22 protein-coding genes, 1 rRNA gene, 1 pseudogene and 1 other annotated feature are annotated in these 22,365 nt (G+C 55.0%); of the genes and pseudogenes, 20 read left to right on the top strand and 4 right to left on the bottom strand.

Annotated features, from left to right (window positions below):
• The first annotated feature begins 22 nt into the window (after positions 1 to 22).
• From PSTEL_RS19755 to minD, 5 genes are all read left to right on the top strand, one after another.
• Complete coding sequence (locus tag PSTEL_RS19755) at positions 23 to 1,054, top strand: rod shape-determining protein (RefSeq protein WP_038697989.1); 1,032 nt, start codon at positions 23 to 25, stop codon at positions 1,052 to 1,054.
• A gap of 60 nt (positions 1,055 to 1,114) precedes the next feature.
• A complete protein-coding gene (gene mreC, locus PSTEL_RS19750) occupies positions 1,115 to 1,996 on the top strand; it encodes a rod shape-determining protein MreC (RefSeq protein ID WP_038697987.1) in 882 nt (293 codons plus the stop codon).
• Positions 1,993 to 2,523, top strand: a complete 531-nt coding sequence (gene mreD, locus PSTEL_RS19745; RefSeq protein ID WP_038697985.1) for a rod shape-determining protein MreD — start codon at positions 1,993 to 1,995, stop codon at positions 2,521 to 2,523. Before mreC ends, mreD begins: the two co-directional genes overlap by 4 nt.
• Before the next feature lie 77 nt (positions 2,524 to 2,600).
• Positions 2,601 to 3,260, top strand: a complete 660-nt coding sequence (gene minC / locus PSTEL_RS19740; protein WP_038697983.1) for a septum site-determining protein MinC — start codon at positions 2,601 to 2,603, stop codon at positions 3,258 to 3,260.
• Positions 3,261 to 3,264: 4 nt separating this feature from the next.
• Positions 3,265 to 4,059, top strand: a complete 795-nt coding sequence (gene minD / locus PSTEL_RS19735; protein ID WP_038697981.1) for a septum site-determining protein MinD — start codon at positions 3,265 to 3,267, stop codon at positions 4,057 to 4,059.
• Positions 4,060 to 4,161: 102 nt separating this feature from the next.
• On the opposite strand, the gene PSTEL_RS19730 is transcribed toward minD, so the two are convergent.
• Together PSTEL_RS19730 and PSTEL_RS19725 are read right to left on the bottom strand one after the other, a co-directional pair.
• Positions 4,162 to 5,052 (bottom strand): DMT family transporter, encoded by an 891-nt coding sequence (locus tag PSTEL_RS19730; protein ID WP_038697979.1) that lies wholly within the window; start codon positions 5,050 to 5,052, stop codon positions 4,162 to 4,164.
• 227 nt (positions 5,053 to 5,279) lie between these two features.
• The gene (locus PSTEL_RS19725; protein WP_084065200.1) at positions 5,280 to 6,023 is read right to left on the bottom strand and encodes a helix-turn-helix transcriptional regulator; all 744 of its coding nucleotides are present in this window, start codon (positions 6,021 to 6,023) and stop codon (positions 5,280 to 5,282) included.
• 98 nt (positions 6,024 to 6,121) lie between these two features.
• Here PSTEL_RS19725 and PSTEL_RS19720 point away from each other — a divergent pair, with 98 nt between their 5' ends.
• From PSTEL_RS19720 to obgE, 8 genes are all read left to right on the top strand, one after another.
• Positions 6,122 to 6,961, top strand: a complete 840-nt coding sequence (locus PSTEL_RS19720; RefSeq protein ID WP_052098705.1) for a M23 family metallopeptidase — start codon at positions 6,122 to 6,124, stop codon at positions 6,959 to 6,961.
• On the top strand, positions 6,954 to 7,796 hold the full coding sequence (locus tag PSTEL_RS19715) for a M50 family metallopeptidase (RefSeq protein ID WP_038697975.1): 843 nt from the start codon (positions 6,954 to 6,956) through the stop codon (positions 7,794 to 7,796). The genes PSTEL_RS19720 and PSTEL_RS19715 overlap by 8 nt, the downstream gene beginning before the upstream one ends.
• A 32-nt stretch (positions 7,797 to 7,828) precedes the next feature.
• Positions 7,829 to 9,079, top strand: coding sequence for an Rne/Rng family ribonuclease (locus tag PSTEL_RS19710; RefSeq protein ID WP_038697973.1), 1,251 nt, complete (start codon positions 7,829 to 7,831; stop codon positions 9,077 to 9,079).
• A 92-nt stretch (positions 9,080 to 9,171) separates the two neighbouring features.
• Positions 9,172 to 9,257, top strand: a sequence feature (ribosomal protein L21 leader region).
• A 14-nt stretch (positions 9,258 to 9,271) separates the two neighbouring features.
• Entirely contained in the window at positions 9,272 to 9,583 is a 312-nt protein-coding gene (rplU, locus tag PSTEL_RS19705; RefSeq protein ID WP_038697971.1) for a 50S ribosomal protein L21, read from the top strand.
• A 13-nt stretch (positions 9,584 to 9,596) separates the two neighbouring features.
• Positions 9,597 to 9,932, top strand: a complete 336-nt coding sequence (locus PSTEL_RS19700) for a ribosomal-processing cysteine protease Prp (RefSeq protein ID WP_038697969.1) — start codon at positions 9,597 to 9,599, stop codon at positions 9,930 to 9,932.
• 18 nt (positions 9,933 to 9,950) lie between these two features.
• Positions 9,951 to 10,262, top strand: coding sequence for a 50S ribosomal protein L27 (gene rpmA, locus PSTEL_RS19695; RefSeq protein WP_038697967.1), 312 nt, complete (start codon positions 9,951 to 9,953; stop codon positions 10,260 to 10,262).
• Positions 10,263 to 10,489: 227 nt separating this feature from the next.
• Complete coding sequence (locus PSTEL_RS27200; protein WP_245624992.1) at positions 10,490 to 11,239, top strand: Spo0B domain-containing protein; 750 nt, start codon at positions 10,490 to 10,492, stop codon at positions 11,237 to 11,239.
• Positions 11,240 to 11,260: 21 nt separating this feature from the next.
• Positions 11,261 to 12,571, top strand: coding sequence for a GTPase ObgE (gene obgE / locus PSTEL_RS19685; RefSeq protein ID WP_038697965.1), 1,311 nt, complete (start codon positions 11,261 to 11,263; stop codon positions 12,569 to 12,571).
• An 80-nt stretch (positions 12,572 to 12,651) separates the two neighbouring features.
• Here the strand turns inward: obgE and PSTEL_RS28570 are convergent, their stop codons facing one another.
• Together PSTEL_RS28570 and PSTEL_RS28990 are read right to left on the bottom strand one after the other, a co-directional pair.
• Positions 12,652 to 13,155 (bottom strand): ABC transporter permease, encoded by a 504-nt coding sequence (locus tag PSTEL_RS28570; protein ID WP_245625225.1) that lies wholly within the window; start codon positions 13,153 to 13,155, stop codon positions 12,652 to 12,654.
• A gap of 21 nt (positions 13,156 to 13,176) precedes the next feature.
• Positions 13,177 to 13,236 (bottom strand): annotated as a pseudogene (locus tag PSTEL_RS28990) (hypothetical protein); the annotation flags it as partial.
• Positions 13,237 to 13,566: 330 nt separating this feature from the next.
• On the opposite strand from PSTEL_RS28990, the gene PSTEL_RS19675 reads away from it, so the two are divergent.
• From PSTEL_RS19675 to PSTEL_RS19645, 7 genes are all read left to right on the top strand, one after another.
• The gene (locus PSTEL_RS19675; RefSeq protein WP_038697963.1) at positions 13,567 to 14,004 is read left to right on the top strand and encodes an ACT domain-containing protein; all 438 of its coding nucleotides are present in this window, start codon (positions 13,567 to 13,569) and stop codon (positions 14,002 to 14,004) included.
• A gap of 73 nt (positions 14,005 to 14,077) precedes the next feature.
• Positions 14,078 to 15,364, top strand: a complete 1,287-nt coding sequence (locus PSTEL_RS19670) for a homoserine dehydrogenase (protein ID WP_038697961.1) — start codon at positions 14,078 to 14,080, stop codon at positions 15,362 to 15,364.
• Positions 15,365 to 15,505: 141 nt separating this feature from the next.
• Positions 15,506 to 16,486 carry a homoserine kinase gene (thrB, locus tag PSTEL_RS19665; protein WP_038697959.1) on the top strand — a complete coding sequence of 327 codons (981 nt, stop codon included), beginning with the start codon at positions 15,506 to 15,508 and terminating at the stop codon, positions 16,484 to 16,486.
• A complete protein-coding gene (gene pheA, locus PSTEL_RS19660; protein ID WP_038697957.1) occupies positions 16,483 to 17,370 on the top strand; it encodes a prephenate dehydratase in 888 nt (295 codons plus the stop codon). The genes thrB and pheA overlap by 4 nt, the downstream gene beginning before the upstream one ends.
• Before the next feature lie 4 nt (positions 17,371 to 17,374).
• Positions 17,375 to 18,259, top strand: a complete 885-nt coding sequence (gene ilvE, locus PSTEL_RS19655) for a branched-chain-amino-acid transaminase (RefSeq protein WP_038697955.1) — start codon at positions 17,375 to 17,377, stop codon at positions 18,257 to 18,259.
• A 232-nt stretch (positions 18,260 to 18,491) separates the two neighbouring features.
• Positions 18,492 to 20,057, top strand: a complete 1,566-nt coding sequence (locus PSTEL_RS19650; RefSeq protein ID WP_038697953.1) for a LysM peptidoglycan-binding domain-containing protein — start codon at positions 18,492 to 18,494, stop codon at positions 20,055 to 20,057.
• A 424-nt stretch (positions 20,058 to 20,481) separates the two neighbouring features.
• Positions 20,482 to 22,036 (top strand): 16S ribosomal RNA (locus tag PSTEL_RS19645).
• Positions 22,037 to 22,365: the final 329 nt, after the last annotated feature.

The following is a 22,365-nucleotide window of genomic DNA, read 5'->3' as shown; positions in this document are numbered from 1 at the left end:
GACAGGAAAGGGAGTTTACAGCATGTTGGGTGGTTTTACAAAAGATTTGGGAATTGACCTGGGAACAGCGAATACACTGGTATATGTCCGCGGAAAAGGAATTGTGGTTCGGGAACCTTCCGTAGTGGCAATCCGTACCGATACGAAGTCTATAGAAGCCGTAGGCGAATCCGCCAAAAAAATGATCGGCCGCACGCCGGGCAACATCCGCGCGATCCGTCCGATGAAGGATGGCGTTATCGCCGATTTTGACACAACTGCAACGATGATCAAATACTTCATCCGCCAGGCGCAGAAGCAGCGCTCCATGTTCCAGCGCCATCCGAATGTGATGGTATGCGTGCCATCCGGCATCACGGCGGTAGAGCAGCGCGCCGTTGAGGATGCAACGAAGCAGGCGGGCGCGCGCGAAGCTTACATCATCGAGGAACCGTTCGCCGCAGCGATCGGCGCCGATCTGCCGGTATGGGAACCGACGGGCAGCATGGTCGTCGACATCGGCGGGGGCACGACGGAGGTCGCTGTCATTTCGCTCGGGGGCATTGTAACAAGCCGTTCGGTGCGCGTGGCCGGCGATGAAATGGACGAGTCGATCATCCAGTACGTCAAGCGCCAGTACAACCTGATGGTTGGGGAACGTACGGCTGAGCAGCTCAAGATGGACATCGGCTCCGCGCTGCCGCTGGAGAAGGCGGAGACGATGGAAATTCGCGGCCGCGACCTCGTAACCGGTCTTCCCAAGACGCTGACCATTACCTCGGACGAGATTTCCGAAGCGCTGAACGACACGGTGAACGCCATTATCGAAGCGGTCAAGGTAACGCTTGAGAAATGCCCGCCGGAGCTTGCGGCTGACATTATGGACCGCGGCATCGTGCTGACGGGCGGCGGCGCGCTGCTGCGCAACCTGGATAAGCTTCTGGCCCGCGAGACCGGCATGCCTGTCATCGTGGCGGAGAACCCGCTGGACTGCGTGGCGGTTGGCACAGGCAAAGCCTTGGAGAATATCCATCTGTTCAAGACCCGGGGCAGCGGATCTCGCTCCAAGCGGTAATTGAATTGACGGAGGACGAACGGAGACTTCTTTAGCGGGAGAGAAAACGGTTGTTAGAGGGTGTTGAAACTGTTTAAGCTGTTAAGCAACAAACGGCTGTTCATACTGTTAATTACGCTGGTGCTGTTCATTGTGGTCATGGGCTTCTCCCTCGGAACCCGAAAATCGCTCTCCTGGCCGGAGAATTTCGTCAGGGATACGACCGGTTTTGTGCAGAATGTGTTCTACAAGCCCGCTGGATTCATAGCGGGCTTGTTTGAAGATATCGGCAACCTGAAGAAATTGGCCGAGGAGAACGAGCAGCTGAAGATAATCGCTGCTCAGTATACGCGGGAGAAGGCAGAGTATAACCAGATTAAGGCAGACAACGAGCGTTATGAGAGACTGTTGCATTTCACACAGGCACAGACCAATAAATACAACTACGAATATCATTATGCACAGGTCGTAAGCCTGACAACGGAGCCCGGCAACAGCACGCTTGTCATTGATCTGGGCTCCAGGGACGGAGTTAAGGCGAACATGTCGGTCATTTCGGAAAAAGGGATGGTCGGCATCATTAGCCAGGTTAGTAAATTCACTTCTACAGTGAAGCTGCTGACGATGATGGACAGCAGTGATCCGAACTCACAGCCGCCGATCGCGGCCACGGCAATGAACAAGATTAACCAGACCTTCGGCATGGTCGAGAGCTATAATCAGCAGACCGGAAAGCTGATTATGACCCGGATCGCGACGAACGATCCGATTGCCAAGGGCGATACGATCATTTCATCCGGTATTGGTGGATTGTATCCCCGGGGCCTTACCATTGGCACCGTGGATAGCGTAAGTGTAGGGGAATACGGGTTGACCCGGACGGCGATTATTAGTCCGGCGGCCGAATTTGAAGACTGGAAGCAGCTGCTCGTCGTTTACACGCCTGAGGAGGAAGGGCAGTGAGCGGGCGCAAATCAGTTCTGCTAGTGCTGTTGTTTCTAGTATTCGTAATCGAAGGAACGGTGCTGCCCTGGCTGATTCCGGACAGCTGGGCAACGCGGATCGTTCCGAATGTGGTCCTTATCATTCTGTTATTCGTAACCGTCTATCATCACCGGCATACGGCCCTGGTGCTGGGCATCTGCTTCGGCATGTTGCATGATGTGGTCTTCTACGGAAGAATTCTCGGAGCCCATTCGCTTGCCATGGGCGTCTCGGCCTATTTGATCGGGCTGATCTTCCAGCTGCCCCGGGCCCCGCTTCCGCTGATGATGACGATTATTATGCTCGGCAGCTGGCTGAACGACAGCATATTGTACGGCATTTACCATACATTCAAACTGATCCAAGATCCCTACAATTGGGCTCTGATGCATTATATGCTTCCTACCATGCTTATTCATTTCGCCCTCGGGCTGGCTCTCTACATCCCTGTTCGCCGGCAGCTGGAGAAGCTGTCCAGACCGGTGCGCAAGGAAGAGAAGGACTGAAGCCGCCGCATTTTCTCCGCCGTAAGCAGGAACTAGAGGGCATCGGCGCGAATGAATGAGGATGGGGGGAGGGTCATATGACAGTTAAATCCAAGCATGTGCGGATCAAAGGCATCAAGGACGGCCTGGTCTTCCTATTAGACGACAAATGTCCCTTTGAAGAACTGCTCGGCGAGCTCCGCTACAAGGTGGAGCATAGCCATCAAAATATTCTCACAGGTCCGATTGTGCATGTGGACATCAAGTTGGGCAGCAGGCAGGTAACCGAGGAAGAGAAGGAAGCCGTCCTCGACATTTTGCGGGGCCAAGGCAATCTGCTGATCCGGTCGGTTGAAGCGATGGAAGCACCTCAGGAAGAACCTGCCGGATCGCTTACGACGCTTAGCGGGATAATCCGCTCCGGCCAGGTGCTGCATCACAAGGGAGACCTGCTGTTTCTAGGCGATGTGAATCCCGGAGGAACGATAACCTGCACCGGCGATATTTTTATTCTCGGCGCGCTCCGGGGCATGGCCCATGCAGGCATGGAGGGCAATGAAGCGGCAGTAATCGCGGCTTCTCTGATGGCTCCGACGCAGCTGCGTATTGCCGAAGTTATCAGCCGGCCTCCGGATGAGTGGGAGACCCGGGAGAGCAGCATGGATTTCGCTTTTTTATCGGACGGCGTGATGCAGATCGACAAGATTCATAATCTTATCAAGCTGCGTCAGGATTTAAATGTGTTTAAAGGGGTGTAGCCTCATGGGAGAAGCGATCGTAGTAACCTCCGGCAAAGGCGGTGTGGGCAAGACGACCACAACAGCTAATATTGGAACCGCGCTGGCGCTGCAGGGAAAGAAAGTATGTCTCGTCGATACCGATATCGGGCTGCGGAACCTGGATGTGGTGATGGGGCTGGAGAACCGCATTATTTATGATCTCGTGGACGTCGCCGAGGGCCGCTGCCGTTTGAACCAGGCGCTGGTCAAGGACAAGCGGTTTGACGAGCTCTATATGCTGCCGGCTGCCCAGACCAAGGACAAGACAGCGGTCTCGCCCGAGCAGGTCCGGGACATTGTGCTGGAGCTGAAGAAGGAGTACGAATATATTCTGATCGACTGCCCGGCCGGGATCGAGCACGGCTTCCGCAACGCCATTGCCGGAGCGGACAAGGCAATCGTGGTGACAACGCCGGAGAACGCGGCGGTCCGTGACGCCGACCGTGTCATCGGGCTTCTGGAACAGTCGGAGGTGGAGTCGCCGAGACTGGTCGTCAACCGGATCCGGTCTGGCCTGGTGAAGGCCGGGGATATGCTGGATGTGGAGGATATTCTACAGGTGCTGAATATCGATCTGCTCGGCATCGTTCCGGATGACGAACTCGTCATCAAGGCTGCCAATATGGGAGAGCCGACCGTAATGAACCCGGACTCGGGGGCCGCTATCGCTTATCGCAATATCGCCCGCCGCATATTGGGCGATTCGGTGCCGCTCATGCAGCTTGACCGCAAGCCCGGAACCTTCACGAAGCTGAAGAAATTTTTTGGGCTCGGCTGAGACGAGCCCTTCAATGCACTGATCATAAGCTCCAACATGTATACGGCCCTCGGCCTTTGCGCAAGTCTACCTGCGCGAAGGCCGAGGGCCGTATTTATTTATTTATTTATCGGGCACCGCCGTCATGCGGCTGCGGCGCCCGGCTGCCGGAAAGGCAAGGATAGCAAGCCCCCCGAGCAGCAGGGCGGCACCCCCGATACCGGCGATTCCCAGCTGCTCACCGAAGAGAAGAACGCCTAACAGAGAGGCGGTCAGCGGTTCGCCGAGCGAGAGCGTAACGGCGGAGGCTGCCGGAAGACGAGCCAGGCCGTATGTATAGAGCAGGTAGGCGATTCCGGTCGCCGCAATGCCGATATGCAGGCTGGCTGCGGCGCCATTCCAGGTGCCCAGCCAGCTTAAGTCGAAGAAGAACAGCAGCGGCGACAGCCACAGCGCGCTTAAGCCGAACACCGCTGCCGAGACTGTATCGGAGGAGTGCGATTCCAGCAGCCGCTTGCTGGCGAGCGTGTAGACGGCAAAGGACCCTCCGGCTCCTACGGCCATCAGGAGTCCGGCCGCGTTCGCCCCGCCCTTCTCCGAGCTCAGCAGCAGAACAGAGCCGGTCACGGCGCATAGGGTAGCCAGCCACCAAGCTGCCTTGGGCTTCTTGCCGGTGATGGCCCATTCGAGGCATCCGGTGATCACTGGTGCACTCCCCAGCGTGACGGAGGTTCCGACTGCAATGCCTGTCATCCGTATGCCGCTGAAGAACAGCGGCTGATAAAGGGCCATGCCGAGCGAGGCGGCTAGTAGTCCGGCTGCCGGAAGGCCCTTGAACTTCAGTTGTCCGCGTAGCATCCCTACTATAAGCAGGAAGAGCGCCGCAACAGCCAGCCGCATGGCCCCGAAGGCAAGCGGCGAAGCGCCGGATGGGGCAAGTCTCTGTGCCGTACCCGTAGTTCCCCACAGAACCGCGGCAAGCAGCACGGCAATACCCGGTAATTTAGTGTTCACAATACATAATCCTCCCGTTATTCCTTGATGCTTAGGGCTCTAAGCAGAACCCCATAGCTGAAGGATAAAGGAACGGAAGAGGCACCGGTTGTTCCGGAGTAAGAACGAAGCTGGGCTGGAGTAAGAACATGGCCAGTCCTGAGTCAGAAGAATAGCCGATCTATTGTTACGAAGAAGGCTGCTCAACGAAAGAAGCAGTCAGATGAAGCGGCAAATCTCCCGCCTGCTTACCGGAAGCCCCTGCGGTATTGCTGGGGAGTCATGCCCTCTGAGCGGGAGAACAGTTTGATAAAGGAACCGGCGTATGCATATCCGACCTCCTGGCCGATCATCGATACCGGGAGTGCGGTTTCGCGAAGCAGTTGCTTGGCGGCGTTCATCCGCAATTGCAGGATGTAGGAGGTGGGCGTGTGGCCCGTCATTTTTTTGAACCAGGCGATGTAATACTTGGGATGGTAGTGCTCGATCGCTGCCAGTTGGGTGGTAGTCAAAGGTTCTGCGAAATGGAGTTGAAGATACTCCAGCGACGGCGAAGCCGATTTTGGCAAAATGCCGCAGGCGTACCGGACAAGGTGTTCGACCGGGTGAGAGGCTTCGCCATTCGGTGCTTCCTCGGCCTCCCGGAGAAACAGCTGGCTCAACGACTTCCAACGGTCGTCCATCTTGAGGGTTACAGCCGCTCCCCCTTTCCCCGTAACGTCCGATAAAAACCTGGAAGGGATATCCAGGACGAGAAACCGGTTGCGTCCCGGCGAACTGAAGCTGTGGCTGCATGCGGGCGGCAGATACAGACAGGAACCCTTCTGCAACAGCACGCTCTCGGAAGGCGTATCCAGGCACATGGAGCCTTCAAGCGGAAACGTAAGCTGGCCGTAGGCATGCTCATGCGTCTTGACCTCCTCTGTATATACCCGAGTTTCGCATACGGTGTTTCTTAAGCCCTCCACACGCCATTCCCCTTCCGCTTCCATAATAAACCGACATGATTATAGCAGATTTTCGTCCGGTTCTAAACAGGCTTCCTGAACTCATAGAATGAGAGCAAACAAGCCCGCCGGAGGGGATCAGTATGGGTTATAAAGCAAGGGATGGGAAAGATCGCAAGGATACCCGGGATTGGCGCAGCCAAAACCCCAAGGTCTCCAGAGAACCATTCTTCCGCGCCCCGGGAAGTCCGGGGATGGAGGATTGGCGGAAACGTGTTGCCGGAGAAGACGGAGAGCCCGATCCCGAGAAAGCCTGGAAAACGCAGAAAAGGGAATGGGAAGACGAAGGAGACTTCAACAAGCCGAGGTTCTGGAAGGGACTGCTGCGGCGAATCATCGCAAGCGCTGTTCTGTTTGGCATGGTCTGGGGGGTGTTCCTGGTCAAGGAGCCCTGGGCTTACCGCGCACAGGATCTGGTGGCCGACGCACTGAGCAAGGATATGGATTTCGCTTCTGTCCGGACCTTGTACGATCGTTATTTCGACGGCGCCCCCGCTTTTATCCCGATGTTCGAAAATGGGGAGCAGCCTGCCCGCAAAGTGACCGCTGCCAGCAGACTGACCGCTCCCCTGACCGGAAGCGTCGTCAGACCGTTCGCCGTTTCGCTAAAAGGGATCGAGGTCGTTCCTTCCTCGGAGGCAGGACCCGGCGTGACGGTGAAGAGCGTCGATATCGGAAGAGTGCTGTCCGTAACGAAGGAGACCGGAGGAGGCATCAGAGTGACGGTGCAGCATACAGGGGGGCTGACCGCCGAGTACGGCCACCTGAGCGGGACGAAGCTGAAGGCGAATGACTGGCTGGAGAGCGGGGATACCGTCGGATGGCTGCAGGAGCCGGCAGGCTCGTCGGCCAGTCTGCTGTATTTTTCGCTGATGAAGGACAAGAAGTACGTCGACCCCACAGAAGAGATTACCTTTGATTAGGATAAAAGGCATCGCCTTCTCCCTGCATCCGCTGTTCGTCATCATTTTGCTGCTCTCGATTGTCACCGGACAATTTCTCGAATTGATCACACTGTTCACCATTGTGCTCATTCATGAGCTTGGACATGTCTGGGCTGCCGAGCTTGCCGGCGCCTCTGTCAAATCCGTGCAGCTTCTTCCGTTCGGTGGCGTGGCGGTTATCGAGGATAACGGCCGGCTGACCGCCTTCCGGGAAATCGGCATCGCCATTGCCGGGCCGCTTCAGAATGTCTTCCTGATCCTGGGTGTTATGCTGCTGAAAGCCATGAGCTGGGGAGATCCGGCCTTTATGGACTATTTGATTCACGCTAATCTGATGATCGCTCTGTTCAATCTGCTGCCTATTCTTCCTCTTGACGGGGGTAAAATCGTACAGGCTGCCGTCAGCTTCCAGGCTCCATATTATTCGGCGCTGCTCTGGTGCGGCAGAGTCAGCGTGGTCTTTAGCGCCGCAGTGGGCGTCTATGCGCTGCTCCCTCTGGAATACGGCGGAGGTCTCCGGCTGAATCTGCTCCTGATCGCCGGGTTTCTGCTCTATTCCAACATAACGGATCATCGGAATCTGCCGTACCGGTTCCTTTCTTTTTTGATGAAAAGGGAGATTCTGTACGAGCAATACCGGGACAAGGGGAGTCCGGCTAGTCCGATAGTTGCTTCTTATGCGAAACCTTTGGATGAGATCTTGCGTCTATTTAAGCGGAACCGGTATCATTTAATCTATGTGCTGGATGCCGAGGGGAGCGTGACGGCCGTTGTGCCCGAACAGCGTTTGCTCTCGTCTTATTTTGGAATGTGAGATTTTGCAATGTGAGAACCAGAGGTGAAGCCATGAAACAAATGATCGTCCACTGTTCGGAGCATGTGACCCGTATGGCCCTTCTGGATGAAGGGAAGCTTGTGGAATATGCCGCCGAACGCGGAGAACAGGAAGAACTCGTCGGGAGCTACTACAAAGGCAGAGTAATCAATGTGCTGCCCGGCATGCAGGCCGCTTTTGTCGATATCGGACAGAAAAAGAACGCTTTTCTATATATAGATGACGTGCTGCACCCGCATCTGGAGAAGCAGCCTCCCGTGAAGCCTTCCATTGATACGCTGCTGCATCCGGGACAGGAAATCATCGTGCAGGTCAGAAAGGAGCCCCGCGGCGGAAAGGGGGCCCGTGTCACGACGCATTTTACGCTGCCCGGGCGATGGATGGTATATATGCCCTCTGCGGAATATGTAGGCGTCTCCAAAAAAATAGTCCGCGATTCCGAACGAAACCGGCTAAAGGCGCTGGGAGAACGCCTGCGGGAGAACGAGGAAGGGCTTATTATGCGCACAGTGGCGGAAGACGAGCCTCCGGAAGCGGTAGAAGGCGATCTTGAAACGCTTCGCGCGCAGTGGAAGGGAATTTTGCGCAGGGCTGATCAGGCCGAGGCTCCTGCGCTTCTGCATCGCGATCTAAGCATTGTCCAGCGTTTTCTCCGGGACGCCTTCGACCCGAAGCAGGACGAGCTTATCATAGACTCGGCTCGGGCCGCCAAAGAGGCCGAGGTGTTTCTCGAGGATATGGCGCCAGGCCGTCCCGGCGCGGTCAAGCTGGACGAGGCCGGCGATTCGGTGTTTGTCCGCTACCGGATATGGGACGAGCTGAACCGCAGCTTTGCCCGCAAAATCATGCTGGACGGCGGAGGAACGCTCATTTGGGACGAGACTGAGGCGTTTACCGTTATCGACGTCAACACAGCCCAGTATACGGGCGGCTCAACGCTGGAGGAGACGGTGACGCGAACGAACCTGCTGGCGGCCGAGGAGATCGGCAGACTGATTCGCCTGCGGGATACAGGCGGCATTATTATCGTCGATTTTATCGACATGGAGCAGGAGGAGCATCGCAAGCTGGTCACGGACCGGCTGGAGAGCGTGCTGGCGAAGGACAGAACCAAAACGCATATATTGGGCTGGACCCGGCTGGGCCTCCTGGAAATGACGCGCAAAAAAGCCCGGCAGACATCCGGTGTCGTACAGGCTCCCTGTTCCTGCTGCGGAGGAACGGGCCGGAGCGGAACGCCGGATTTTGCGGCGGCGGACTAGAGGACGTTTCGAATGCTAGACATTTGAGATTTGATTTGACTGAGGGAAGGTTATGTGTTACTATCATCAAGTATGTGTTGGTAATGTGCCATCACATGCTGTAACCGCTCCGATCAGGTATCCCAAGCGCGGTTCCATCGGGAACGGCCACCTGGATTAGGCGAGTCTGAGACATGAGGAGGTGCAACTAGCATGTATGCAATTATTGAAACTGGCGGCAAGCAATACAAAGTTCAAGAGGGCGACGTATTGTACATCGAGAAGCTGAACGCGGAAGACGGAGCAAGCGTAACGTTTGACCGTGTCCTGGCTGTATCGAACGAAGGCGGTCTGACAGCGGGAACTCCGCTCGTAAGCGGCGCTTCCGTAACGGCTAAGGTGGAAAGACATGGTAAGGGTCAGAAGGTTGTCGTATACAAATACAAACCGAAGAAGAACTACCACAAGAAGCAGGGCCATCGTCAGCCTTACACGAAAGTAACGATCGAGAAGATCCAAGCGTAAGAAGGTGCGTTGAATGATTAACGTACGTATCACACGCTCTTCTCCCCAAGGATCGATTATCGCTTTCGCTGTAAAAGGCCACGCCGATTATGACAGACGGGGAAGAGATATCGTATGCGCCGGCGTTTCAACGGCTACGGCCGGAACGGTGAACGCAATCGAAACTCTCACCGGAGTTGTACTGGATTCTACTATGAAAGACGGGTTCTTAAGCGCTACGCTGGTTCCTGTCGAAGATGAAGAAACCGCAGCGAAAGTTCAGCTTCTGCTGGAGTCCATGGTCGTTATGCTGGGTATTATTGCACAATCGTACGGTAAGTATATCAAAATACAGGAAGTTACTCTTTAAAAGAAGGAGGTAGACAGCATGTTGAAATTTGATCTTCAGCTCTTCGCATCGAAGAAAGGTGTAGGTTCCACAAAGAACGGTCGTGACAGCCACGCAAAACGTCTTGGCGTTAAGCGTGCCGACGGTCAAGCCGTTACTGGCGGAAGCATCCTGGTTCGTCAGCGCGGAACGAAAATCCACCCCGGCACGAACGTGGGCATCGGCAAGGACGATACCCTGTTCGCCAAAGTGGACGGCGTTGTGAAGTTCGAGCGTCTGGGTCGCGATCGCAAGAAAGTGAGCGTCTACCCGGTAGACGTCGCTCCGGTAGCGGCGGCTCTGGAAGTCTAAGCTTACCGACCATAACTGGTTAGAAGCCCCCGGCATGAAAGCCGGGGGCTTTTTTAAATGCCGATAAGACCCGGCGACTCCCGCCCCATTCGCAAAGCTGGTCCGCCCTGAATTTCTTCCTCTTTCTGGTGAATTCGCGGGATTCCGTATGGTATACTGGGTAAACATGAAGTAGTTCGGCCTGCGGCAGGCGTGGATCATTCACGAACGTAAGAGGGACGGGGAAGATGATGAAATCCTGGAAAATGGCATTGGGTCTTTCGGTGGCATCGCTTGCGGTGCCGGCCGCAATCGCCTGGGTCTGGCCCGCGCGCTGGGCTGCTCTGCTGGCTGCGGCATGGGGCGCAGGGGCGGTGCTCGCCGCCGCCGGTGCGATTCGCGCAAATGGCGAAAGAGAACGCCAAAGGCAGGAGCGCGCGCTTCAGCAGGCGGCGATTCGGACACTGAATCACCATCGCCATGATTGGATGAACGATCTCCAAGTCTTATACGGATACATTCAGCTCAACAAGCCTGATAAATCCGTGCAGACTGTGGAAAGAATAAAAGAACGCATCGCGCTGGACAGCCGCATAGCCAAGCTGGGTATCCCTTCACTGGTCTTCTTTCTCCAATCCTACCGTACGGTGGGCGGGAGCCTGGAGCTGAACGTTGAGGTGGAGGAAGGGCTCCAGCTCGGTGACAAGCTGTCTCCCGAAGCCGGAGACGAGCTGACCTCGGCGGTGATCGGAGCGGTCAGAGCGTGCCAGTTTGGAGGGACGGGGTCTTCTGGAGAGCCGCGTCAGTTAAGTATCTCGTTCCGGCAGGAAGACGGGGATGCCGTAGTCGCTTTCTGTGCTGAAGGCGAGGGCCTTAATAGCGGAACGGGTTTTTGGGAACTTATTGTCAAAAATACGGCGCAGAGCAAGCTGATCCGGATGGAGCGGTCCGGGCATAACCGGACGGATTTGAAGCTTCGCCTGCCAATAGGAATGTAAGTAAGGGAAGGTGAGATATCCATGTTTGTAGATAAAGCCAAGATCTACGTCAAAGCCGGCGACGGCGGCGACGGTCTGGTGGCGTTCCGGCGCGAGAAATACGTGCCGGAAGGAGGACCTGCCGGCGGTGACGGCGGCAGGGGCGGCGACGTGATCTTCCGGGTGGATGAAGGTCTGCGTACGCTGATGGACTTCCGCTACCAGCGGCATTTCAAAGCCCAGCGGGGCGAGAAAGGCCGCAACAAGAGCCAGCACGGTGCGGGAGCTGACGATATGATCGTCCGCATTCCGCCGGGAACTGTGCTGATAGACGATGATTCCGGCGAAGTAATCGCCGATATGACCCGCCACGGCCAGGAGGTTGTCGTGGCCAAGGGCGGCCGCGGAGGCCGCGGCAACATCCGCTTCGCCACTCCGAACAATCCCGCTCCGGAGCTTGCGGAGAATGGGGAAGAAGGACAGGAGCGCTATGTGGTGCTGGAGCTGAAGGTCATGGCTGACGTTGGCCTGGTCGGCTTTCCCAGCGTAGGCAAATCCACGCTGCTGTCCGTCGTTTCCGCAGCGAAGCCCAAAATCGGAGCTTATCATTTCACGACGATCACCCCCAATCTCGGTGTGGTGGACGTTGGCGACGGCCGCAGCTTCGTGATGGCCGATCTGCCTGGACTGATCGAAGGCGCCCATGAGGGCGTGGGGCTCGGCCATGAATTTCTCCGCCATATCGAACGCACGCGAATTATCATTCATGTTGTGGATATGGCCGGTTCGGAGGGACGCGATCCCTTTGACGACTGGGTGAAGATCAATGACGAGCTGAAGCTGTACAACGTCGGTCTTGCCGAACGGCCGCAGATTGTTGCAGCCAACAAGATGGATATGGAAGAGGCCGCGGCCAATCTGGCTTCCTTCCGTGAACGGGCCGGTAACGTCATCCCGAATCTTGAGATTCTGCCGATCTCCTCGCTGACACGCCAGGGCATTCAGGAACTGCTCTACCGCGCCGCCGATCTGCTGGATTCCATCCCGCAGGCGCCAGCCGTGGAAGAGGTTACGGAGAGCAACGAACGCAAGGTGTACAAGCTGAATCCGGCAGATGACAATTCGTTCACCATTACCCGGGATAACGAGACGTACGTCGTTCACAGCGCGAAGATCGAGCGAATGCTGAAGCGCATGCAGCTGAATTCGCATGACGCCATTTTGAAGCTGGCCCGGACGCTCCGCCATATGGGTGTCGATGAGGAGCTGCGCAAGCGCGGTGCCGTTGAGGGCACGATTGTCCGGATTGCGGACTTTGAATTCGAATTTGTAGAGAGCAGCAGCTACTATTAAGCGGCGAGATCAACATTAGCATATATTACAGGACCGGCGCGCCTTTCCTCGGGGATGGCGCGCCGGTTTTTACTCATTTTTTACTCCCATTTGAACAAGCGAAGAGATATGCCCACACAAATCACGATAAGTACAAACATTATAACCACGGGAAGGATAACGCTCTCCATTGGCATGCCAAGCGACGCGGCCTTCAACATCTTGATGCCCTGTGTCAGTGGCAATAGACTGGCCGCTTTTTGAAGCGCCGCAGGCATAACCTCATAAGGCAAGGTACCGTTCATTTCCCAATTCCTTAAAGCGTCCATTGAGATTTGCAGCAGGTCGGCCGTTTCTTTTCTGGTTAAAATAGCGCTGCTCAGTTCTTGATTCTCACCTGACAACAGCTTTTCTGTAATCGCAATGGCTTCTTCGGCGTTTCTTTGTTCTCTGGTTAATTGCTCGATATAATGCTCCGTCAAATGAATAGCTCTGGTAAAATTCAGGGCACATGAGGCCTTAATAATCTCAATTGCTTGTTTGCGAAGACCATTTTGCAAAACCTCGACTTTTAGAGCGGTCCTTGCAAGCTTTAGCTGCTCCACATGGAAATCCCTAAACACGCGATAACCGTTCGCTCTCCGTTCCGGCTTGGGAATAAGTCCAAGTTCCTCATATAGCCGCACAGTGTTTAGGATGAATCCCGAAGATGCGCGCTATTTCTGCTGTTTTATAACTATTCATGAAACCGATCACCCCCAACTTCTCTGCACACGATATGTAACCAATTGGAACAATGACCACAAGAATAACTTTGTATCGCGGAAAAAGCATAACGGCAAGCTATGCAGCTCTTATATGCCTTGTCCTTTGCGGGGAGGCTCTATTTGCGTAAAGTGAGTGCTGTCGCTTTAAAGCAAGAGTGCATCGGTTCTGTGAAAAGTATTGCAATTGCAGAGGAATCATTTTATAATGTCCACTATATGAAAACAAAAGTCTCCGAGGAGAGGACGTTTGTGAAAGAACGTTATTATTTGGTTCGTGAAGATATTTTACCCGAAGCGGTGCTGAAGACGATGCAGGTCAAGCAGCTGCTGGAAGCCGGGGATGCCAAGACGGTGCATGAGGGTGTAGAGCAGGTCGGTCTAAGCCGGAGCGCGTTCTACAAATACAAAGACGGCATTCATCTGATCCACCAGTTGGAGCGGGAACGGATTGTCACGATATCGATGGATCTGGAGCACGAGTCCGGCATGCTGTCCAAGGTGTTGGGAGCTGTTGCCGGGCATGGCGCGAACGTCCTGACCATTCATCAGAGCATTCCGCTTCAAGGCTGGGCCAATGTTGTTCTTTCCATCGAGATCACCCATTTGAACGACGAGCTTGGCGATATGCTGGACAGCCTGAAAGGGATGCCGGGCGTCAAGCGGGCCGCAATAGTGGGACAGGGATAATCGTGAAAGGCGGCGCATGGCTATGACGATGTTGGTGAGAGGGATAAATACGTTAAGGGGGATTCAGATTCAAATGAAACCGGTGAAAGTAGGATTGCTCGGTCTGGGAACGGTCGGCACGGGAGTGGTGCGAATCGTACAGGGGAACCAGGAGGATCTGAGCAGTCAGGTCGGCTCGCCGATTATCATCGAACGCATCGCTGTCAAATCGGCGGATAAGCCGAGGTCGATCGAGATCGATCCGGCGAAGTTGACCACAGACCCGTGGGAGGTTATACGCGATCCCGAGATCGATGTTATCGTGGAAGTAATGGGTGGCGTCGAGACAACAAAAGGGTACATACTGGAGGCGCTCGAACGCGGCAAGCATATCGTAACTGCGAACAAGGATCTGATGGCGCTGCACGGTGCGGAGATTCTGGCGAAGGCCCAGGAGAAGCAGTGCGATGTCTTTTACGAAGCCAGTGTGGCTGGAGGCATTCCGATTATCCGCACCCTGATCGAAGGGTTCTCGTCTGACCGGATTGTGAAGATCATGGGCATTGTTAATGGCACGACCAATTACATACTGACGAAGATGAGCCAGGAGGGGGCGTCCTACGCCGACGTGCTGAAGGAAGCCCAGGAGCTTGGGTACGCCGAAGCGGACCCGACCTCTGATGTGGAAGGACTGGATGCTGCGCGCAAAATGTCCATTCTCGGAACGCTCGGGTTCCGTACCAATGTTGAGCTTCAGGATGTGAGCGTAAGCGGCATTTCCCAGGTCAGCAAGGAGGACATCCAGTTTGCGAAGCGCCTCGGCTATGAGATCAAGCTGCTGGGCATCGCGGAGAGCAAGAACGATGAATTCAGCATCAGCGTCCAGCCGACCATGATCCGGGCCAGTCATCCGATTGCTTCCGTGAACGGGGTCTACAATGCTGTTTATGTCTACGGAGAAGCGGTTGGCGAGACGATGTTCTACGGCGCGGGAGCAGGTGAGATGCCGACGGCTACTTCGGTTGTCGCCGATCTTGTGGCGGTAATCAAGAACCTGAGACTCGGTGTGAACGGTCTGAAGCAGATTGTTCCGTACAAGCAGAAGAAGCTGACGGGCGACGATCATATTTTCTATAAAAATTTCCTTCTGCTTCACGTGGACGACAAAGCGGGCGTGCTGGCCAAAATCACCCAGGTGTTCGCCGAATGCGACGTCAGCCTGGATTCCGTTGTGCAGCAGGCGAATCCGAACAATCCGGATGCCGAGATTATTATCGTGACGCATAACGCCAGCAAGGCGAGCATGAACAAAGTGCTCCAGCGCTTCGAAGAACTGGAGGTCATCCGCCGGGTGAAGAGCCACTACCGCGTTGAGGGCTGATTCGGAAGCTGTGGCCGGGAAGGAAATTATCTTTAAAAGGAGACTTATGGGTTGTGAGAAATTCCGGAAGAGAAGATAATAAAGAACGTAAGTGTCAAATGGAAGGCTTCATGCGGCTGACACTCCAGAGGGGGTGCCGTCATGACCGGCATTCGTAAATCCCGGGTAAAGGTTCCGGGAAGCACAGCCAATATGGGTCCGGGCTTTGATACGCTTGGAATGGCGCTGTCGCTGTATGCCTGGATTGAAATGGCCGAAGCAGAGGAGACGCTGTTTCATCTGCATGGCGAAGAGATGAAGAGCGTTGCGCAGGACAAGAGCAACCTGATCTATAAGGTGGCCCAGATGGTATTCGACGAAGCCGGCGTATCCGTGCCTGAGCTTGAGATCTCCATGTATTCGGAGATTCCTCTTACCCGGGGGCTTGGCAGCAGCGCTTCCGCCATTATCGGCGGCATGGTCGCGGCCAATGCCCTGATCGGCTCTCCGCTGGATGAGGCGAAGATCTTCGATATGGCGACCGCGCTTGAGAAGCATCCCGACAATGTCGGCGCCTCCCTGTTCGGCGGAATCATCGCCGCCGCCTGGGACGGCAGCCATGCGGATGTTATCCGCATCGAGCCGCCGGAAGACCTGGACACACTGGTCGTCATCCCGGAGTTCGAGCTGGCGACCTCAAAGGCGCGCCAGGCGCTGCCGGCCGAGCTTACGATGGCCGACGCCGTATACAATGTCAGCCGCTCGTCGCTGCTGACCGGAGCCTTGGCCTGCGGCCGGCTCGATCTCATCGGTGCGGCGATGCGCGACCGCCTGCACCAGCCATACCGGGCGCCGCTTGTGCCCGGCATGGAAGCCGTGCTGGCCGGAGCGACGCAGCACGGTGCGCTCGGCGTCGCGCTCAGCGGCGCCGGCCCGACGCTCATTGCGCTGGTGGACCGCAAGGAGCCTCGCAGAAATGAACTGGAAGCGTTCATGAAGGACACGATGGCAGCCCATGGCATCCAGGCGGCTTCCCGCTGGCTGTCGCCCTGCCGCTCCGGCGCCGTCCTGCTGCCGGCATCCCCGGAAGGGATGCAAAATCAATCATTTTTGGATATGATAAAAGGAGAAGTACATTCATGAAATCGATAGCCGTACTGCCGGAAGGGACGACATCCCATGAAGCTCTGCTGTATCTCATGAAAGGAGAGTCCTGCCGGCCGGCGTTTCACAAGCTGATATCGGATGTATTTCTGGCCACAGCCAGAGGGGAATCGGATTACAGCGTTATCCCGATTGAGAATACGATTGAGGGCTCGGTCAGCATGCATATGGACTGGCTTATTCATGAAGTGGACCTGCCGATGCAGGCGGAATGGATTTACCCGTCCATTCAGAATCTGATCGTAAATCCCGGCGAATTCCGGAATGCGGAAGGCAAGGCTGATTACTCCGGCATAACGAAGATTCTCTCTCATCCCGTCGCGATGGCACAGTGCGGTCTGTTTATCCGCGCGAATGCGCCTCAAGCCGAGCTTGAAACGGTCGGCAGCACCTCGGAAGCCGTGGAGATTGTGAAGAACAATCCCGGCCGGGGCTGGGCAGCCATCGGGATCGAGCTGGGAGCCAGAACGCACGGCCTTGAAATCATCGCTCCAAAAATCACTGATCACGGCAACAATTTTACCCGTTTTGTACTGGTCGGCCCCGAGAAGCTTCAAATTCCCCGTATAAGCACGGGAAGCAAGACAAGCGTGCTGGTAACGCTGCCGGAGGACTTTCCGGGCGCGCTTCATCAAGTGCTGTCGGCGTTCGCCTGGCGGAGATTGAACTTGTCGCGGATTGAATCGCTGCCGACCAAGAAGAAGCTGGGCGCTTATTATTTTTATATTGATGTGCTCGAACCGCTCGACTCGGTCCTTCTCCCTGCCGCTATTGAGGAAATCAAAGCATTGGGCTGCATGGTCCGAATCCTGGGCTCGTACCCCACATACACCTATGAGGAAGAGAAAGCGGAGGTGCAGTAAGTTCATGTCAGAACAGTGGATTTATCTTGATGGTGAATATGTAACAAAGAAAGATGCTGTGGTATCCGTATTCGATCACGGTTTTTTGTACGGAGACGGTATCTTTGAGGGCATCCGGATTTATAACGGAAATATTTTCAAATGCAAGGAACACTTGAACCGTCTGTACGATTCGGCGAAATCCATAATGCTCGATATCCCCCTGACCTATGATGAAATGCTGGAAGCGATGGCCGAGACGATCAGCCGCAACGACATGCGCGATGGATATATCCGTCTGATCGTCTCCCGCGGTGCAGGCAATCTGGGCCTGGACCCGCGCCGCTGCCCGAAGGCGAGCGTTATCATCATTGTGGAGCAGCTGGCTATCTATCCGGAGCAGGCGTACCTGAACGGCCTTCGCGCGGTTTCCGTGTCGCAGCGCCGCAACATTCCGGATGCGCTCAACCCGAAGATCAAGTCGCTGAACTATCTGAACAATATCCTGGTCAAAATCCAGTCCAACCTGGCGGAAGCGGACGAAGCTATCATGCTGAACGCTCAGGGGTATGTGACGGAGGGATCGGGCGACAATATTTTTATCATCAAAAATGGAGTTGTCTATACCCCGCCTTGCTATCTGGGCGCTCTGGAAGGAATTACGCGTCTGGCTATTATCGAACTGTGCGAGAAGCTGGGCATCAAGCTTAAGGAAGAGCCTTTCTCTCTGCATGATCTCTATATCGCTGACGAAGTGTTCTTCACCGGAACCGCGGCTGAGGTTATCGCCTGCCGGGAAATCGATGGACGGAAGATCGGCGAAGGCCATGCCGGACCGATTACCCTCAAGCTGCTGGAGGAATTCCGCAAAGTGGTGGACAAGGACGGTCACAAGGTTTGGGAATCCTAAAACTATAAGTCTGACGCAAAATCCTTCCATGCAGGCATATCAAATGCCGTGTGGAAGGATTTTTTTTGCTTCTGGGAGGTCAATCGCCCATGGGCTGCATAAGATGTAGTAACCCAAGGAGTCGGAGATTGCCGCAAAACACTGCCTCGGAAGAACTCAGCCTTCGCTGTGCTTCCATCCAATGCTGCCCATTCCAACAACGCTCCATCACATGTTAGGAGGTTAAAGCTGCGTGAAAATCCATATTGTCAAACAAGGCGACACTCTTTATGAGTTGGCTCAAAAATACGGGGTGCCGCTGGAAAAACTGATCGAAGCCAATCCGCAACTAACGAATCCCGATGTTCTGAATATCGGAGACAAGGTGAAAATTCCTGTCCCGGCAAGTCCTGTTCCGGAGAGCGGCGAGCTGTACCATAAACATACGGTCAAACAGGGAGATACCCTGTGGAAGCTGTCCAAGGCTTGGGGCATTCAACTGAAGGATCTGATCGAAGCAAATCCCCAGATCAAAAATCCGGATGTTCTCAAGATCGGCGAAGTTATCAATATTCCGAAAAAGCCTGCGGCTGCACCGGCTCATTCCGGAACGACCGCCGGTTCGGTGGCTGGAGGCACGACGCCTGCCGGCAAAACTTATACGGGACCGATCGAACAGCCACCAGTCGAACAGCCGCCTCACAAGGCTCCGACCGCTCCTGTCGAGAAGGCCCCGACCGCTCCAATCACGAAGGCTCCAACCGCTCCTATTGAGAAGGCTCCGACCGCTCCGATTCCAGTTGAAAAAGCTCCCACTGCACCCATTCCAGTCCCTCAGCCGGTCACTGAAACCGTCCATACCGAGACGCAAAGCCTGTTCGTTCAAATTTCCGTTCCTGCCCAGGAGGCAATTGCTGAAATTCCTAAGCCGGTCGAGCCGCCGAAGGAATACTGCCTGCCGGAGCCGCCGAAGCCTTACTGCGGCTGCACCCCGGTTCCGGTCTGCGACAAGTCATACGGTTATCCGGGTATCACGGAGAATCCGAATTATTATGACTGCCCGCCTGCCTATCCGATGTACGAGAATATCCAGCCGGCTCCTTATATGCCGGGCGCTGTTCAACCTTTCGGATTTATGCCTGAGCCCTTACCGTCTTATTGCTATCCGGAGCCTACGCTTTACGCGCAGCCTACACCGTATATGGAGCCTGCGGTATCGCCCCAATATTTTCCCGGCGTTGCACCGGGCTACAGCGCGGATCAGTCGGCTGGAGGGTACATGGGCTTCCCGGCACCAGCGGCACCGGCTCAAGTATCACCTGCCTACATCAGTCAGCCGCCCGCAATGCCTTGGCCTTCCTGCGGCTGCGACAATTATTCCGGCGTTCAAGCTGTTCCTTATGCACAGGCAGGTTATGAAGCCCCCGGCTTTGGAGGCATGCCTGCGTATTCGCCGCAGCCCGCTTTCTATCCCTCGTATTCGGGCATACCGCAATCCTATATGATGCCGCAGATGGCTGCGGAGACATATCAGAGCCCGATGGTTTCCGGTCTTCCGCCTATTCCGCAGTACCCGGGCGTTCAAGACGGAATAATGCTGGATCGTCAGCCTGTGGAGTCTGTTCAAACTTCTGCAGCCGATAATCAAGAACTGGCTCCTGTTGCCGAAGAAGCCAAGGCCGAGCGTTCCAAACCGAAGGTCAAGACATCCGCACGCAGTACGGAGACGAAATCCGGCAGCTCCACCAAGAAGCCGACCGGAGCAAAGGCCAAAAATAGCAGCGCCCAAAAGCGCAGAAATCCCTGGATCTCGGATTGAGTTCTTATTAGGTATATAGGCTCAGACGTGCAGACTTTCACTTGAGAAGGTCTGCACGCTGTGCTGCCCGGGAATATAAGCGGGACTATAGCCGTTTATTTGAAAGGGCTTTAGTAGAGGATTCAGATATGATGAATTTGGGAAAATTTACTCGTTGTCTCGAGGTCACTGAGCATGTTATATTATAAATCCAGTCGCTGATGACTCTATTTGCAAGAGAGGCTGATTACTAAAAGTTTCAGACCTTATAAAAAAGATCTTGCAATGTCCTGGATGATATGATACATTAGAGATCCGGTTGACAAAAGGTCATCCGCACTGAAGAGTTAAAGCATTGAAGCTTGATCTTTGAAAACTGAACAACGAGTGAGTATTAAGAGAATTTAATTCTCGTCAGATTCAAAATGAGCAAATCAGCTTTTCATTAATGGAGAGTTTGATCCTGGCTCAGGACGAACGCTGGCGGCGTGCCTAATACATGCAAGTCGAGCGGAGTGGTGAGGGAGCTTGCTCCCGATCCACTTAGCGGCGGACGGGTGAGTAACACGTAGGCAACCTGCCCTTCAGACTGGGATAACTACCGGAAACGGTAGCTAATACCGGATAATTCCTTTCTTCGCCTGAAGGAAGGATGAAAGACGGAGCAATCTGTTACTGAGGGATGGGCCTGCGGCGCATTAGCTAGTTGGTGGGGTAACGGCTCACCAAGGCGACGATGCGTAGCCGACCTGAGAGGGTGAACGGCCACACTGGGACTGAGACACGGCCCAGACTCCTACGGGAGGCAGCAGTAGGGAATCTTCCGCAATGGGCGAAAGCCTGACGGAGCAACGCCGCGTGAGTGATGAAGGTTTTCGGATCGTAAAGCTCTGTTGCCAGGGAAGAACGTTCTCTAGAGTAACTGCTAGAGAAGTGACGGTACCTGAGAAGAAAGCCCCGGCTAACTACGTGCCAGCAGCCGCGGTAATACGTAGGGGGCAAGCGTTGTCCGGAATTATTGGGCGTAAAGCGCGCGCAGGCGGCGATTTAAGTCTGGTGTTTAAACCATGGGCTCAACCTGTGGTCGCATCGGAAACTGGATGGCTTGAGTGCAGAAGAGGAAAGTGGAATTCCACGTGTAGCGGTGAAATGCGTAGAGATGTGGAGGAACACCAGTGGCGAAGGCGACTTTCTGGGCTGTAACTGACGCTGAGGCGCGAAAGCGTGGGGAGCAAACAGGATTAGATACCCTGGTAGTCCACGCCGTAAACGATGAGTGCTAGGTGTTAGGGGTTTCGATACCCTTGGTGCCGAAGTTAACACAGTAAGCACTCCGCCTGGGGAGTACGGTCGCAAGACTGAAACTCAAAGGAATTGACGGGGACCCGCACAAGCAGTGGAGTATGTGGTTTAATTCGAAGCAACGCGAAGAACCTTACCAGGTCTTGACATCCCCCTGAATACGTTAGAGATAGCGTAGGCCTTCGGGACAGGGGAGACAGGTGGTGCATGGTTGTCGTCAGCTCGTGTCGTGAGATGTTGGGTTAAGTCCCGCAACGAGCGCAACCCTTGACTTTAGTTGCCAGCAGGTCAGGCTGGGCACTCTAGAGTGACTGCCGGTGACAAACCGGAGGAAGGTGGGGATGACGTCAAATCATCATGCCCCTTATGACCTGGGCTACACACGTACTACAATGGCCGGTACAACGGGAAGCGAAACCGCGAGGTGGAGCCAATCTTATAAAGCCGGTCTCAGTTCGGATTGCAGGCTGCAACTCGCCTGCATGAAGTCGGAATTGCTAGTAATCGCGGATCAGCATGCCGCGGTGAATACGTTCCCGGGTCTTGTACACACCGCCCGTCACACCACGAGAGTTTACAACACCCGAAGTCGGTGGGGTAACCCGCAAGGGAGCCAGCCGCCGAAGGTGGGGTAGATGATTGGGGTGAAGTCGTAACAAGGTAGCCGTATCGGAAGGTGCGGCTGGATCACCTCCTTTCTATGGAGAATCGTCATCCGCAGAGATGACATTCAAGAAATCTAACCGGTCGGTTAGTTGCTCACTCGTTGGTCAGTTTTGAGAGTTCAAGCTCTCAAAGTCGGAAAGACCTTGGTCTGGACGACTCTCCGAATTCTTCATCGGCACAATCTGTGATCGACCGAAGAATTCAGAGATTGATCCTTGAAAACTGGATACCGAAACGAAAATTGCGTTTTAGAACATCTTTTAGCTGAAACTTGTGTCTAGCAAGTTGAAGTAAGTGATGCTTAGAGCGAAGGGGTTTGGATGTTGGAGCGAATTTGGATGGAAGCGGTGTTCGAAGCAGC

Source organism: Paenibacillus stellifer, assembly GCF_000758685.1.
In the GTDB taxonomy this organism is placed as follows: domain Bacteria; phylum Bacillota; class Bacilli; order Paenibacillales; family Paenibacillaceae; genus Paenibacillus_AQ; species Paenibacillus_AQ stellifer.
Note: the sequence above shows the minus strand (reverse complement) of the source record. Positions and strands in the feature narration are given on the sequence as shown.